Source organism: Dyadobacter sp. HNCC25DJ185, assembly GCF_056895195.1.
On the sequence record NZ_JBXHAR010000003.1, the window covers coordinates 567,449 to 581,862 of the forward strand.

The window sequence follows — 14,414 nt, forward strand, 5'->3', positions numbered from 1 at the left end:
TAAGCGACCGTCGTCGGACCTAGTATCGCTTGATATTAATGCTGGTAAGACCGCCTTCGAAATGGATGATAATCTTTTTGGCCGAGCCTTCGTATCCCGATGATCGGTACAGGCCTGTACCCACTTTTTCCAGGTCATCGATGTTTTTGGCATTCAACGCTCCGTCAATGTGCATTTCGCAACCAACAGATCGTGGTATTTCCACCGTGACGGATGCCACGCCTGCTTCAATATCAACATTAGCTGCCGGCATTTTATCGCCCATTTTGATGTCCATATCGGCAACTCCGGTGCTGACCTTCAGTTTTTCAACTTTATAGTTGCTGAAATCGAAATTACCCTTTCCAGCGCCTATCCCGAGATCAATATTCCAGACAGGTTTTTCATTCAGTTGAATTTTAGCCTGGTTAGAAATCTCGCCATTCTTGATATGTACGTTCCCTTCCTCCATCTTGAGGTTAATGGTAGCTGATTTATCCAACTTATTGATAGATGTATTTGACAAAAAGCCTACGATCGTACTTTTGGTATTGGCTTCAAAAAGCCTTGGCGTGTTGCCATTCAACGAAAATGAACCAGCACCGCCTTCGAAATGGAAATTTGCTTTTTGGATGAAATCTTCCATATCATATTTATAAAAGCCGTTGATAGGAGTGCTGCCTTTTCCTTTCCAGTGATCTTTCTGATAATCTTCATCCCGGTCGTCCTGGTCGTTATCATCGTCGTCGTCATCATCGTCATCATCGTTATTATCGTCGCCATCGTCGTCATTATGGAACCCAAAATTGTGGTCATTGTCATTCCAATCGAAGTTCCAGTTGCCGATTTTATCGTCGAAGGCCCGGTTGGTCCGGTTGAGAATTCCTCCCAATACGGCAAGTGTAATGAGTAGCCCGATGGCCCCGCCTGATGCTCCCCCGCGCTCTCTGCCCGGGATCAAAAGCAGTAATCCTGCCAGAATTAATAATACTGGCCAGTAGGGAAGTACTTCATCCCAATGTATATGCACCAGGTTCATGTTTCGAAGAAGCCATACCACCCCAAAAACTAAAAGTAATCCGCCCCAAACTATGCCGCGTGAATTTCTCATGGTTCTAAATGTTTGATCGGTTGGTTGTATCGGTGTTGACAAAATTGCGTAACAACAGAAGGCCTCCTGTGCTGATCAGAATAATGGGCCAGAAAAAGCGGCCGAAATCGAATGCGGTGAGTTCTTCAATCAGCAAAAGGGATCCTGCAACGATGAGGATAACTCCCCAGAAAATGTTTCGAAAGTTCATGGCTAGTTTTGTTTAAAAATGTGAATTGAGAAGGTATTTTCAGCTTTTCAGTTGACTTTTATGATCTGGTCGTCATCTTCATCAGGCCTTTTTGTCTGAGGATCCTCGGGGAAATGAGTAGTTGTTTCGCCAGAAAATGGTGTATAGGGCTGCGGGTCAGGCTCAGGAGTTATGGGGTCAACCGGTGGCGGCGGAGTAGTCGGATACACAGTTGTATTGCTTTCATGCTCTTTGTCTCTTTGTCGGAGGATCAAAAATGCACCGATGGCAATGAACACGATTGGCCAGAAATATTTTTTAAACTCATACCATATAGGGAAATCATCCACCAGCATCACTGCTCCAAACACGATCAGCACGCCACCCAGGATCATCACCGTCTGGTCCGACTTTTTCTTGTCGAAAAATGGTTCCGAAGGTTTTGCAGGATCGGAGTTCGTATAAACAGCGCCTGCCGGTCCTGTCGGCAGCACTGCCCAGAGAATGATGTATAAAAATCCTGTCCATCCAAAGCTTGGAGGAATCGGAAGAAGCAGCATTACTACAAAGAGAACACGTACAATCACAACGTCTATTTGTAGATACTGGGCTATTCCTGAGGCAACTCCTCCAAAAACTGCGTGTTCAGGGATGCGGTGCAATTTCTTTTCCATGATTAGTTTAGCGTTTATTTGTATTCAAAGGTAGTAGGTAATGCAAGATACTGTAAACCGGAAAATTATTATCGGCAAAACGACGTGTTGAGCGGATATTTTTTAGTGAAAATGAAATTTTAGCGAAAAAAGACGGGCCTAATTCTCTTCCAGCGCCTCGAGAATGTCCATCATGCTACCGAAATCCTTGTATCCGGGGCGAATTTCCTCACTCCCCCGTAATGCGATGCCAATCGTAGGAAGCAGTTCAGTTAAAGCAGTTACAGTAGATTCATTATCTAAGCCGAAGCCGAGCAAAACAGGATATTCGGCGGCAAGTTTATCCAGGGCTTTTACCCATGCATCGGATAGCTCTGCATTTTTATCACTTTCCAGAAGAAAATGCGATGCCTCATCACCGTAGCGGTCGAGTATAGAATTGATCTCATCCGATTCATATAAATCGACACTTATCCGTAGTATCAACGGCAGATTGAGTTCGCTACGGAGATAGTTTAATAAGCCGGGCTCTTCAACCTGGACGGCATGTACCGGATAATCACTTAAAGCCTTCAAAATTTGCTCAGGATCGGTTTGAGCAGTTTCTGCAACCAATGTTACGCCTGCAAGCCAGGAGCATATATCTTCGAATTTCTTGGGGGATATGTAATTGGGGGAATTTTCGTCAATAGAAAAACCAAGCATTTCAACTCCCATACCGGCGCAATAGCGGGCATCCGAGAGATTGGTGACATTGCTGATTTTTACGGTTTTAGTAAGCATTGTATTATGAAATGTAAAATCTGAAATTAAACTACGGCTAGTTTAACGGTTTCTTCCAAAAGCAGGCCTCGTAAGCTGATATCTGCGTCTACGTCAGGCCAATGTATTCCTGATCCGGAAATTTGATATTGCGACAAATCGGAATCGGTTGCCTTTTCAAGCAAAGGATAAGCGGAAAGAGGCCGTTGAATTATTTTCCGGTTATTCAATATAAAGACCGCCAAATCCAGATCCCTGAAACTGATGAAATATTTTATTGTCAGATTGTTATTGCTAATGATCGTGTCGAATTCATCGGAATTAATTACAATGTCGCTATCGTCTTTATCCGACAACAAATTGGTCAGATCTTTACTCATCGAAGGTGTTGTACCAGGCTTGAATGATTTTTTCATAGTTTTTAACGACAATTTCAATGATTGCGCGGAGTTCATTTTTCTTGAATCCACGGCTGTAAGAGATATCTAATTCCGGAACTAACACAATTCGTGCCTCACTATCGCCCTTTGAAACATGAATGTGAATGGGTTCATGCTCATTTAAGTAGAAGAAAAAACGAAATCCATTTATATATAAAACGGTAGGCATTGACAAAATTAACCAAAAACCGTTAAAAACTGAGGGCGAGCAACGGAAGACCTTACGGGTCCGCTGCTCGCCCTAAAAAGAAATTTCTTGATTCTACTTCGCCGAAAACCGATACTTAGTAGTAGTCTGATACGTCTCACCCGGTTTCAGCACTGTCGTCGGAAATTGCGGATGATTTGGCGAATCTGGGTAGTGTTCCGTTTCGAGGCAAAGACCGAATCTTTTGACATAAGTAGCATTTTTGCCTTTGAGTTTCCCGTCCAGAAAGTTGCCGGTGTAAAACTGCACGGCAGGTTCGGTGGTGAATGCCTCCATGATTCTGCCGCTTTCGGGATCTTTTACGGTAGCAAATAGCATCAGGCCAGGCGCAGACCTTTTAAGAACCCAGCAGTGGTCGTAGCCGCCGCCATTTTTGATTTGCTCGTCCTCGATTTTGTCAATACCTGCGCTCACTTTGGTAGGTTTTCTGAAATCAAAAGGGGTTCCTTCCACAGCCCGAAGCTCGCCGGTCGGTATCAGGGTACTGTCAACCGGAACAATGCTGTCCGAAACAATTGAGACTTCATGGTCCAGGATATCCCTTTTCAGTCCTGTGAGATTGAAATAAGAGTGGTTGGTCAGATTGACAACGGTTTCTTTGTCTGTGGTAGCCGTGTAGCTGATCGTCAATGCATTGTCGTTGTCCAATGTATAAGTGATCTTCACCGATAATGTTCCGGGATACCCCTCTTCCATATCCTTGCTGACATATTCCAATTCCAGTCCGACAATAGAGTCCTTATTGATCTCCGTTGCCTTCCAGATCTGCTTGTCGAAACCTTTGGTCCCTCCATGCAGCGCATTAGGTCCGTTATTGATCGCAAGTGTATATTCCTTATCATTCAGTTTGAATTTTCCTTTTGCAATCCTGTTTCCGTATCGACCAACCAATGCACCAAAAAACGGGTGTCCGGCCAGGTAAGGCGGCAGTGAATCAAATCCAAGTACAACGTCGCCCCATTCGCCATTTTTGTCAGGAGCTGTCAGTTTCGTAATGATACCACCGTAATTGGTAATATTTACAGTCATACCATTTGCGTTGGTGAGCGTGTAAAGGTCTGCTTTTTGTCCGTCGGGCAGTTCGCCAAAGGCCTCTTTGGAAATCGTACTGATCATTTTTTCTTCGGTCTTGGTTTTGGAGCATCCGAAAAGGCCAAGGCCTATCAGTGCAGTGAGTAAAAAAGGAAGTCTTTTCATAAAACAGGTTTAGTGTTGGTGGCTTAAATGGTTTTCAGGTTTACATAAGGATTACTTCTTCGGTACCATCGGTGATTTTCACTTTGTAGCATGGCAGGTCTATCTGATATTTTTCCAAATAAGCATGCTTCATTTTTTCTTCAAAAGCACTGACGGCCTCTTTTTTAACGAGGTTAATAGTGCATCCGCCAAAACCGCCACCCATCATCCTGGCACCGATTACTGCCAGGTCATCGATTGTTTTCGCGACAAGAAAATCAAGCTCTTCACAGCTTACCTCATATTCGTGCTGTAGCCCCTGATGGGTTTCGTACATTTTCTTTCCAAAATCGATCAGATTGCCCTGGACGAGAAAATCGCAGGCGTCCTGCACACGGCGGATCTCTTCTGTTATAAACTTACAGCGTCTGTAAACAACATCTCCCAGTTCCTCTCGATGCTGTTCTACAAATTCGGGAGATGTATCACGGAGACTCAGAATTTCAGCATCATACCTTTGGAGGATTTTGATCCCAGCTTCACATTCCAGTCGGCGCGTATTATACTCCGAACTGGCAAGAGCGTGTTTAACGCTCGTGTCGCAAAGCACAATCAGGTACTCATCCATTGGAAACGGGAAATACTCGTACTCCAGTGAACGGCAGTCCAGCCGGATCACCGCCTCTTCCTTGCCAAAAGCAGAAGCGAACTGATCCATGATACCGCATTGCACGCCAACATACTCATTTTCCGCTTTCTGTGCCATTCTGACGATTTTAAAACGGTCGAGATGGAGGCTGTACATTTCATTCAAAGCAAAAAGAAGACAGCATTCCAATGCAGCGGACGAGGAGAGTCCCGCACCAACAGGTACATTGCCTCCGAATGCCGCCTGAAAACCACCAGTCCGCAAGCCATTCTTTTGAATCTGGTCTATGATGGAGATCTGATAATGGGGCCACGACGAAGCTGGTTTTGACAGGTCATCAAGCGAAAAAGAGTACATTTCGTCGAGGTCGGCGGCATAGAGGATAACCTGGTCGTCTTCCCTTGGAGCGACGACAAAGTAGACAGCCTTATCCACAGCGGCAGGCAAAACAAAACCATTGTTATAATCGGTATGCTCGCCGATGAGGTTTATCCTGCCTGGCGAGCGGAAAATCCTGACCTTTTCCGCAGGGATATTGTGGCCGAATTTTGAAAAGTATTTTTCTCTGACAGTCTCAGCTAAGTTTTCTTCTGGTATCGACATGGATGATTTGTTTCTTTATTAATATCCTTTCTTCAAATCGACCTGGTTGACTACATTTCCTCCGTTTTCAATTGCAAAAATATTATTGAGGAACAGGTCTACCTTTCCGATGTGTTCGTATCTGTGGCCCCCGCCGGTATGTTGGGTCAGGATCACGTTATCCATTTTCCAAAGCGGGTTTTCCGGATCTAACGGTTCCGATTCGGTCACATCCAGTACGGCACCATCCAGTTGCTTCGATTGCAATGCTTCTATGAGGGCTTTTTCGTCGGTTGTATTGCCCCGGCCAATACTGGCATAGAGACTTCCCGATTTCATTTTTGAAAAAAACTGCGCATCTGCAAAATTACTGGCGGTACCTGGCAAGGTGTTGATCACAACATCTGCGTGGGGAAGCTCAGTGAATAAATCTTCGCGGTTGTGTAAATCGGCCTCGGGTGAAGTTCGTCCCAACATGTGAATGGTACATCCCAGGCCGGTAAGGGTTGAATGGATTGCCTGAGCAATTGTTCCGGCGCCAAGGATTACGACATTCTGTTTGTAGATGATTTTCAATTGCGGACGTAATCCATGACCAACCCATTCTGTTTTCTGCTTAAGGAGTGTCAGCTTGTCCAGTCCACGGTACAGTGCCAGAATACCTCCAATGATGGTTTCGGCGCAAGGCCTTGCAAACCAATCGCCCATATTGGCAATTCTTATATCCTGGGGTAATGGGAGCGGTGAATACTGGTCCATACCTACAGAATCCAGCTGCCAGAATTTTAAATCAGGGGGCATCTTTTCGAACCACTTGACCGGCGGATTACCCAAAAGGTACTCAGCCTGCTGGAATTGGGATATTGTTTCTTCCTGAGAAGGACTGTCGGCCCTGAAATAGATCGTATGTGGCGGAGATAGTGTTTCGCTGAGCTTGTTTCGCAGTGGCTCGTCCAGTATGGAATAACAGTATATAATCATTTAATCTTTTTGATTTAAAGAAATGCCTTAAAGCTATTTACTTTTCCTGGCTGGCACACACATTCTTTGCCCTGGAATGCCTCGCAATGTTATATAAAATCTCTTTGTAAACCAGAAAAAGGTTAGGCCTTAAATCAATCTGTAGCTGATCCCGATTCTTTCCGCGATCAATTTCATCGGCGGCGAATAGTCATCTGGTTTAATATTTTCCTGCCCCTGGAAACAAAGGCAGGCTTTTCATAAGAAAGTCCTTCTTCTATCAGATAGCGTAATTCGGTTTTTATTTCGGGATAAATCTGGGAAAGCTTGAAAAGAATGGTCAGGGAATAGGCACGGATTGCAATGGCTGTCTGCCTGTTCCGAATAAAGGCAAAACAAGCCTCCATGACCTCTCCATGAAATTTTTCGGGAATCGTAATGGCTTCAAGAATGCGGGTGATGTTTCTGGGCAATGCGTCATGTACATCGGTCCTTTTCAATTGGCTGATCAAAACGCCAAGGTAGGGTTCAATCAGGTCGTGCCGTTCCAATGCGGCGATCCCCAGACTATATGCGGCGCGTTGCCCCAGGCGATGATCTTCGGAAAGAAAGCATTGCATCAGTTCTTTAAACGCATCTTCGGAAGTACAGGCATATGCTGCTACCCGATCCGCTACTGTTTTCGATTGCGTCTGGTCAGCCAGTAACGTTGCTTTGATATTCATGTTACCGATCGTCAAAAAAAGTGCCTCAGTCCGGAGGATGAAGCACTTTTTTAATGATTTACAGATCAGAATTTATTTAATCACGCCAACCATATCCTCGGGTTTCACCCAGGCGTCGAATTCCTCGGGAGTTACATATCCCAATGAAACGGCCGTCTCTTTTAGCGTTGTGCCGTTTTTATGTGCCGTTTGTGCAATTTCCGCTGCCTTGTAGTAGCCTATTTTGGTATTCAACGCAGTTACCAGCATCAACGAATTATTGACGTGCTTCCGGATGTTCTCATGCAGTGGCTCAATGCCCACAGCACAGTTGTCGTTGAACGAAACGCATACGTCGCCAATCAACCGGGCCGAATGCAAAAAGTTATAGGCCATCAACGGTTTGAAAACATTAAGTTCGAAATGGCCATTTGAACCCCCGATCCCGATCGCCACATCGTTACCCATTACCTGCGCTGCCACCATCGTCATTGCTTCGCATTGTGTTGGGTTTACTTTTCCGGGCATGATAGAACTACCTGGTTCATTATCCGGAATATGAATTTCGCCGATTCCGGAACGAGGACCTGACGATAACATCCGGATGTCATTTCCAATTTTCATCAGGCTCACGGCTACTGTTTTCAATGCGCCGTGGGCTTCCACGATGGCATCGTGCGCCGCGAGGGCTTCAAACTTGTTTTCAGCGGTAACAAAAGGCAGGCCTGTTAATTTTGCGATATGCATGGCCACATTTTCAGAATAGCCCTCTGGAGTGTTTATTCCGGTACCTACTGCTGTTCCTCCCAATGCAAGTTCAGAAAGATGGGCCAAAGTATTGTAAATCGTACGCAAGCCGTGATCCAACTGGGAAGCATAACCCGAAAATTCCTGGCCCAATGTAAGCGGCGTCGCATCCATAAAGTGCGTACGGCCTATTTTCACCACATTTTTAAATGCCTCGGATTTGGCCTTCAATGTATCCCGTAATTTGATGATGCCAGGAATTGTCACATCCACCAGGATCTTATATGCGGCGATATGCATCGCTGTCGGGTAAGTGTCGTTGGACGATTGCGATTTGTTCACATCGTCATTGGGGTGAAGGAATTTAGATTTGTCGGCCAGGTTGCCGCCTTGCAAGACATGACCCCTGTAAGCAATCACTTCATTACAATTCATATTGGATTGTGTTCCTGAGCCGGTTTGCCATACCACCAGCGGGAATTGGTCGTCAAGTTGCTCAGTAAGGATTTCGTCGCATACCTCGCCGATCAGGTCGCTTTTTTCTTTTGGAAGTACCCCAGCCTCATAATTCGTGATCGCGGCAGCTTTTTTCAGATATGCAAAAGCCTTGATAATTTCCTTCGGCATTTTATTGATATCCTGGGCGATGGGGAAGTTCTGGATCGAGCGCTGGGTTTGGGCGCCCCAGTATACATGAGCAGGTACCTGCACTTCACCCATGGTGTCTTTTTCTATTCGGTATTCCATTTTAGTGTATAATAATAATGAAAATGATGAATGCGGATAATGCGGTAAAGTTAGGATCGGACTTGCAGTTTTTGGGTATTTTTTAGGGATAAATGTTTAGGTGATTGAAAGAAATGTTTAGATTGTCGCAATGCACTTTCATGACCATTTGAAATATGATCCCTAAAATCAGTATTTACCCGGATTATCAATCGCTGAGCCTGGCCGCAGCGGAGAGAGTGACCACACTTCTGTCTAAAAAGCCCAATGCGGTAATTTGCCTGCCATCGGGAAGCACGCCGCTTGGTATGTTTCAGTTGCTGGCGGCGGCAAACCAGAAAGGAATGACCGATTTTTCGCAATGTGTTTTCATTGGACTGGACGAATGGATCGGGCTGAACGGGGAGGACGATGGAAGCTGCCGCGATTTACTCGACCGGGATTTCCTAAAACCAATTGGATTGCGGGACAAGCAGATCGTCTATTTTGACGGAAAATCGCCTGACCCGCAGTCGGAATGTGACCGTGTGAATAAGATAGTTGCTGGTTTGGGCGGGCTGGATTTGATCGTACTGGGTGTAGGTATGAACGGGCATCTTGCATTGAACGAGCCGGGCACGCCCTGGGATACTTATGCGCATATCTCGGAGCTTGACCCGGTTACGATTGAAGTGGGGCAGAAATACTTTAAGGAGCAAACAATCCTTACCAAGGGCATTACCTTGGGGATCAGGCACATATTGGAGGCTAAAACGGCCATCTTGCTGGCTTCAGGAAAGTCAAAAGCAGAAGTGGTCCGCCGTGCACTGGCATTCCCTGTGACTACCGACTTTCCTGCGACGGCCCTGCAAAATCATTTTAATGCAGAGTTTATTCTGGATAGCGAAGCTGGGGAGGGAGTTGTGCCGAATGAATAACGGGAGTGCTAATGGCTTCAAAAAATCACTTTTGAGGCCATTATTTTTTAGTCAAAAAAGATAATTTATCCTGGCCCAAAACCGAATTTCAGCACGATTCACTTAAATCCGGACCTATATTTCCGACAGAATATTTTCAACTTAAATTTAACCCGTTCTTTGTGAACGCCCGTCAATCGGGGTAGTGGTTTTTGCTTTTGGAACCCTCATCCAAATGATAGTAAAACAAAAAGGAACCGTGTGGAAATCACGGGCAGTCGTGCTACTGTAAGTATCCGTTCCGCATTTTGGAACAGGTTTTTACCCTCGCGTCCCATTGTTGTTGAAGGCAAACGGCTGAAAACGACGAGAAGGGCGGTGGAAACTGATACAAGCCAGGAGACTTGCCACTACGCTCAATGGCTGTTCTCTCACGAATGGAGAATAGTCAAGTATTGATTTACCAAAATATAACTTTCGCGTTAACCGCATAGAAACAGTTGTCAGGATCTGTTTTGTGCGGCGACCATTGATTGTATTTCGTACTGATCAGTAATTTCTAGCCAAATCAAAAATCAGGATGGGTGGGTGTTTTCACAGGGTTTTTATTAACTCTTTAAACACAAAAGTATGTTGTCACACAATCTGGGTTATCCTCGTATAGGAAGCCACCGCGAACTCAAAAAAGCCAGCGAACAATTCTGGGCCGGTAAAATCAACAGGGACGAACTTCAGAAGGTCGCACGCAAGATCCGTCATCAAAACTGGGATCTTCAGAAAGACGCAGGACTTGACCTGATCCCATCAAACGATTTTTCGCTTTATGACCAGGTGCTAGATACCTCTCTAATGCTAGGTGCAATTCCGGAGCGTTACCATCAGCTTATCGACGGCAAATCCAATCGTGAGCTGGATCTTTATTTCGCTATGGCCAGAGGCTATCAGTTTGGCGGTATGGATATTAAGGCTATGGAAATGACCAAGTGGTTCGATACCAATTACCATTATCTGGTACCTGAATTTGTAAAGAACCAAAAATTCAGACGTTACTCTGACAAGGTACTTCTTGAATTTGAAGATGCATTGCAGAAAGGGATAACGACAAAACCTGTGCTTGTAGGGCCTGTCACTTACCTGCTTTTAGGAAAAGAAAAGGAAGAGGGTTTTGATAGGATCGATCTTTTGGACGATTTGTTGCAGGTTTACATCCCGGTATTAAAGGAATTGTCAAAACGTGGTGCCGAGTGGGTGCAGCTCGACGAGCCTGGCCTGGTGCTTGATTTGACTGATAAGCAAAGACTGGCATTTCGAAGCGCTTATGAGCAGATCAGGGAGGCAGTCCCTTCATTGAAAATCCTGGTAGCGACGTACTTCGGCGCATTGGAGGATAACCTGCAAACCGCTGCGAGCCTGACCATTGATGCCTTACACATCGACCTGACAAGAGGAGCGGGGAGCTTCGCGGCACTTCTGAATGATGCGGACTTCATTAATTCTACTTTGAAATTATCGCTGGGGGTTGTTGACGGACGGAATATCTGGAGAAACGATTATAAAAAGTCATTAGAGTTGATCAATCAGGCGATTGAGGCGCTTGACGAAAATCGTGTGATGATTGCACCATCTTGTTCGCTGCTCCATAGCCCGCTTGACCTGGACCTGGAAACAAACGAAGAAGTGCTGACTCCGGAAATCAAAAACTGGATGGCATTTGCAAAGCAGAAGCTGGACGAAGTTTCGCAGTTGACATATCTTATCAAATCTGACTGGGAGTCGAAAAAGCTCTTCATTGATAATCAGCAGGCCGTCGAGCGTAGAAAAAGCTCATCGCTGATTCACAAGTCAGCTGTAAAAACCCGTGCAGCTTCCGTAAAAGACAGTGATTTTGAGAGACTAAGCGAGTTTTCTGCGAGACAGGCCATACAATTGGAAAAGCTCAAATTGCCGCTTTTCCCGTCTACCACGATCGGATCTTTCCCGCAGACGGACGAAGTGCGGAAGTTGAGATCTGACCTTAAGAGGAATATACTAACGCAGGATCAATACGAGGAACGAATTCGGGAGGAAATTGTGCGTTCCTTGCGCTGGCAGGAAGATCTGGGGATTGATGTGCTGGTACATGGAGAGTTTGAAAGAAATGACATGGTGGAGTATTTCGGTGAGAGCCTGTCGGGGTTTGTTTTTACAGAAAATGGGTGGGTGCAGAGTTATGGCAGCCGTTGTGTGAAGCCGCCCATCATTTTCGGAGATGTGGAACGCCCCGAACCCATGACGGTCAGGTGGTCGGCATTTGCGCAAGCGAATTCTGAGAAATTGGTAAAAGGAATGCTGACGGGCCCTGTTACGATTTTGCAATGGTCTTTCGTCCGCGATGATCAGCCGAGGAAGGACACCGCTTTTCAGATCGGCCTGGCCATCAGGGATGAAGTAGTGGATCTGGAAAAAGCCGGAATAAAAGTGATTCAGATAGACGAACCAGCCATTCGTGAAGGGTTGCCTTTGAGAAAGTCGGCCTGGGCAGAGTATCTGAAATGGGCGGTGGACGCGTTCCGTCTGAGCGCGTCCGGTGTTGCAGACCAGACCCAGATTCACACGCATATGTGTTATTCGGAGTTCAATGATATCATCAGTTCCATTGCCGACATGGATGCAGATGTGATCACCATTGAAACATCCCGCTCACAGATGGAGTTGCTGGACGCATTTTCAACATTTAATTATCCCAATGAGATCGGACCAGGTGTTTACGATATACATTCGCCGAGAGTACCCACGGTCGATGAAATGTTGTCGTTGCTCGAAAAGGCATTGAAGTTCATTCCGGCAAGGAACCTATGGGTAAACCCTGACTGCGGATTAAAAACGCGCAAATGGCCAGAGACGGAAGCCGCTTTGCGCAATATGATTACAGCTGCTAACTTGCTTCGTGAAACGTGTGCGGTGACACAGCCAGAATAGCGCTATTTTTAAGGTATTGTCATTTTTGGTCAGGACTGGTCTTGACTAAAAATGACAGTCATCGGTCTAATACCAACAAATCCATTATTATTTTGACACTCGAAGAAAAGATCCTTGCATCCGAAGCGCGCGTATTTAAGACCGTCTTCCCAAATAACACCAATCATTACGATACGCTTTTTGGCGGTACTGCGCTTTCCATGATGGATGAGGTCGCGTTCATTGCCGCCACCCGTTTTTCGAGGTTACGTTGCGTGACAGTATCTTCCGACCGCATTGATTTTACCCATCCAATCCCTGCCGGAACGATCATCGAATTGGTAGGAAAAGTTGAGACAGTGGGCAACACCAGTATGAAAGTAAGGGTAGACATTTTTGTCGAAAAAATGTATGAAGAAGGGCGTGAGAAGGCTGTTACTGGGATTTTTACTTTTGTTGCTCTGGATGAAGACCATAAACCGACCAAAATAATTATTTAGCGGTAGTGATCGGGAAAGTTAGCCGTTGCGTAATTTAAATGCATAAAGATTAAGCCGATTCTTATCTTTGCACCTACCTAATCAGCTTATTAAGATCGTAATGAAATTACGCTTAGTCCTTTTTTCTTTTATCTTCTTTCTGATTCTCTTTATCCTCACGGAGATTTTACTACGGTTAAGCCTGCTATTTTTAGGCTACCCTTTTTTCAAACCCTCCGATAATATTTTTAAAAGTTACTACACTGTTTTGGACCCGATCCGTAAAAAGACAATCAAAAGTGATGACGAGATTTTTGATGTCCTGATTCTCGGAGGATCCGTGGTAAGTACGCCATGGTCTAATCTGGAAGCGAGGCTGGATACAATCCTGAAAAAAGAATATAAAAGCAAAAAGTTTGCGTTTTACAATGTGGCGGGAGCTGGCCATACTTCTCTTGATAACTACTTGAAATACAAATTGTTAGATAAACAAAGGTTTGACCTGGTCGTTTATTATGAAGCGATCAATGAAAATCGCGCTAATAACATCCCGGCGAAGGATTTCAGGAAGGATTATTCCCATATTAAATGGTACAGTGACATATACCTTCTACAAGCCCACCCGGAGATCAATTTTACGGTCATTCCTTATCTGATCGATCGCGCCATCCAATACATTAGTGACAGGGTGAAGCACAAAGTTTACATTAGCCAGGAAAAAGTAGATCCTGGGTACGCAGTCTACGGATCCGATATCAAGACAGCGGGGCCCTATCACAAAAACCTAGAGAACCTGATCAAAACCGCAGGGGCCAGGGGCGACAAACTGATATTGATGAGTTATGCCACGTATTTTCCGCCCAATGTTAAACTAACAGGTGAACAAGCCGATATGAGCCATTTTGCTGGCTGCATGTATGCGTCACCTGTAACCATCTGGGGTAAACCAGAGAATGTTAAAAAAGGAGTTGATACACATAACCTCATGCTCCGGAAACTGGTGAAGGAAAATCAGGTTACTTTTTTGGATATGGAAGCCACTATGCCAAAAGATTCGACCTTGTTCTGTGATGTTTGTCATCTGAGCGAACCCGGTGCAAGGCGTTTCGCGGGGGAGGTGGCTGGATTCATTATCCAACAGAGGATCGTGCAATAACAAAACGTCGGTTTAATAAACGCCAACGACCTTTTGATAACGGTTCAACTGCGAGAATTGCAGGGTTGAGCAAAATGCTT

General features: G+C 45.2%; 15 protein-coding genes and 1 riboswitch. Of the genes, 4 read left to right on the forward strand and 11 right to left on the reverse strand.

Annotated features, from left to right (window positions below):
* Positions 1-19 precede the first annotated feature (19 nt).
* From AC1XUF_RS11025 to fumC, 11 genes are all read right to left on the reverse strand, one after another.
* Positions 20-1,090, reverse strand: a complete 1,071-nt coding sequence (locus AC1XUF_RS11025; protein WP_483341841.1) for a LiaF transmembrane domain-containing protein — start codon at positions 1,088-1,090, stop codon at positions 20-22.
* A gap of 4 nt (positions 1,091-1,094) precedes the next feature.
* Positions 1,095-1,280: a LiaI-LiaF-like domain-containing protein gene (locus tag AC1XUF_RS11030; protein WP_483341842.1), complete on the reverse strand. Its 186-nt coding sequence runs from the start codon at positions 1,278-1,280 to the stop codon at positions 1,095-1,097.
* A 47-nt stretch (positions 1,281-1,327) separates the two neighbouring features.
* Positions 1,328-1,933: a PspC domain-containing protein gene (locus AC1XUF_RS11035; RefSeq protein WP_483341843.1), complete on the reverse strand. Its 606-nt coding sequence runs from the start codon at positions 1,931-1,933 to the stop codon at positions 1,328-1,330.
* 138 nt (positions 1,934-2,071) lie between these two features.
* Entirely contained in the window at positions 2,072-2,695 is a 624-nt protein-coding gene (locus AC1XUF_RS11040) for a beta/alpha barrel domain-containing protein (protein ID WP_483341844.1), read from the reverse strand.
* 26 nt (positions 2,696-2,721) lie between these two features.
* Positions 2,722-3,090 (reverse strand): DUF2442 domain-containing protein, encoded by a 369-nt coding sequence (locus tag AC1XUF_RS11045; RefSeq protein WP_483341845.1) that lies wholly within the window; start codon positions 3,088-3,090, stop codon positions 2,722-2,724.
* Entirely contained in the window at positions 3,047-3,283 is a 237-nt protein-coding gene (locus tag AC1XUF_RS11050) for a DUF4160 domain-containing protein (RefSeq protein WP_483341846.1), read from the reverse strand. Before AC1XUF_RS11050 ends, AC1XUF_RS11045 begins: the two co-directional genes overlap by 44 nt.
* 93 nt (positions 3,284-3,376) lie before the next feature.
* A complete protein-coding gene (locus AC1XUF_RS11055; RefSeq protein WP_483341847.1) occupies positions 3,377-4,519 on the reverse strand; it encodes an aldose epimerase family protein in 1,143 nt (380 codons plus the stop codon).
* Positions 4,520-4,559: 40 nt separating this feature from the next.
* Positions 4,560-5,750: a galactokinase gene (galK, locus tag AC1XUF_RS11060; protein ID WP_483341848.1), complete on the reverse strand. Its 1,191-nt coding sequence runs from the start codon at positions 5,748-5,750 to the stop codon at positions 4,560-4,562.
* 18 nt (positions 5,751-5,768) lie between these two features.
* Positions 5,769-6,710, reverse strand: coding sequence for a D-2-hydroxyacid dehydrogenase (locus AC1XUF_RS11065; protein ID WP_483341849.1), 942 nt, complete (start codon positions 6,708-6,710; stop codon positions 5,769-5,771).
* Positions 6,711-6,883: 173 nt separating this feature from the next.
* Positions 6,884-7,414 (reverse strand): hypothetical protein, encoded by a 531-nt coding sequence (locus AC1XUF_RS11070; protein ID WP_483341850.1) that lies wholly within the window; start codon positions 7,412-7,414, stop codon positions 6,884-6,886.
* Positions 7,415-7,486: 72 nt separating this feature from the next.
* Entirely contained in the window at positions 7,487-8,887 is a 1,401-nt protein-coding gene (fumC, locus tag AC1XUF_RS11075; RefSeq protein WP_483341851.1) for a class II fumarate hydratase, read from the reverse strand.
* A 155-nt stretch (positions 8,888-9,042) separates the two neighbouring features.
* On the opposite strand from fumC, the gene AC1XUF_RS11080 reads away from it, so the two are divergent.
* The 4 genes from AC1XUF_RS11080 (at position 9,043) to AC1XUF_RS11095 (ending at position 14,334) form a co-directional block, all read left to right on the forward strand.
* On the forward strand, positions 9,043-9,783 hold the full coding sequence (locus AC1XUF_RS11080; RefSeq protein WP_483341852.1) for a glucosamine-6-phosphate deaminase: 741 nt from the start codon (positions 9,043-9,045) through the stop codon (positions 9,781-9,783).
* A gap of 168 nt (positions 9,784-9,951) precedes the next feature.
* A riboswitch (cobalamin riboswitch) is annotated at positions 9,952-10,188 on the forward strand.
* 204 nt (positions 10,189-10,392) lie between these two features.
* Positions 10,393-12,720 carry a 5-methyltetrahydropteroyltriglutamate--homocysteine S-methyltransferase gene (gene metE / locus AC1XUF_RS11085; RefSeq protein WP_483341853.1) on the forward strand — a complete coding sequence of 776 codons (2,328 nt, stop codon included), beginning with the start codon at positions 10,393-10,395 and terminating at the stop codon, positions 12,718-12,720.
* Positions 12,721-12,812: 92 nt separating this feature from the next.
* Positions 12,813-13,199, forward strand: coding sequence for an acyl-CoA thioesterase (locus AC1XUF_RS11090; RefSeq protein WP_483341854.1), 387 nt, complete (start codon positions 12,813-12,815; stop codon positions 13,197-13,199).
* Between the two features lie 100 nt (positions 13,200-13,299).
* Positions 13,300-14,334 (forward strand): hypothetical protein, encoded by a 1,035-nt coding sequence (locus AC1XUF_RS11095; RefSeq protein ID WP_483341855.1) that lies wholly within the window; start codon positions 13,300-13,302, stop codon positions 14,332-14,334.
* The last annotated feature ends 80 nt before the right edge of the window (positions 14,335-14,414 follow it).

What these genes read in the sequence shown, in the direction of transcription:
- AC1XUF_RS11025 (WP_483341841.1), bottom strand. Translation starts at nt 1,090, where the DNA reads ATGAGAAATTCACGCGGCATAGTTTGGGGCGGATTACTTTTAGTTTTT.
- AC1XUF_RS11030 (WP_483341842.1), bottom strand. Translation starts at nt 1,280, where the DNA reads ATGAACTTTCGAAACATTTTCTGGGGAGTTATCCTCATCGTTGCAGGA.
- AC1XUF_RS11035 (WP_483341843.1), bottom strand. Translation starts at nt 1,933, where the DNA reads ATGGAAAAGAAATTGCACCGCATCCCTGAACACGCAGTTTTTGGAGGA.
- AC1XUF_RS11040 (WP_483341844.1), bottom strand. Translation starts at nt 2,695, where the DNA reads ATGCTTACTAAAACCGTAAAAATCAGCAATGTCACCAATCTCTCGGAT.
- AC1XUF_RS11045 (WP_483341845.1), bottom strand. Translation starts at nt 3,090, where the DNA reads ATGAAAAAATCATTCAAGCCTGGTACAACACCTTCGATGAGTAAAGAT.
- AC1XUF_RS11050 (WP_483341846.1), bottom strand. Translation starts at nt 3,283, where the DNA reads ATGCCTACCGTTTTATATATAAATGGATTTCGTTTTTTCTTCTACTTA.
- AC1XUF_RS11055 (WP_483341847.1), bottom strand. Translation starts at nt 4,519, where the DNA reads ATGAAAAGACTTCCTTTTTTACTCACTGCACTGATAGGCCTTGGCCTT.
- galK (WP_483341848.1), bottom strand. Translation starts at nt 5,750, where the DNA reads ATGTCGATACCAGAAGAAAACTTAGCTGAGACTGTCAGAGAAAAATAC.
- AC1XUF_RS11065 (WP_483341849.1), bottom strand. Translation starts at nt 6,710, where the DNA reads ATGATTATATACTGTTATTCCATACTGGACGAGCCACTGCGAAACAAG.
- AC1XUF_RS11070 (WP_483341850.1), bottom strand. Translation starts at nt 7,414, where the DNA reads ATGAATATCAAAGCAACGTTACTGGCTGACCAGACGCAATCGAAAACA.
- fumC (WP_483341851.1), bottom strand. Translation starts at nt 8,887, where the DNA reads ATGGAATACCGAATAGAAAAAGACACCATGGGTGAAGTGCAGGTACCT.
- AC1XUF_RS11080 (WP_483341852.1), top strand. Translation starts at nt 9,043, where the DNA reads ATGATCCCTAAAATCAGTATTTACCCGGATTATCAATCGCTGAGCCTG.
- metE (WP_483341853.1), top strand. Translation starts at nt 10,393, where the DNA reads ATGTTGTCACACAATCTGGGTTATCCTCGTATAGGAAGCCACCGCGAA.
- AC1XUF_RS11095 (WP_483341855.1), top strand. Translation starts at nt 13,300, where the DNA reads ATGAAATTACGCTTAGTCCTTTTTTCTTTTATCTTCTTTCTGATTCTC.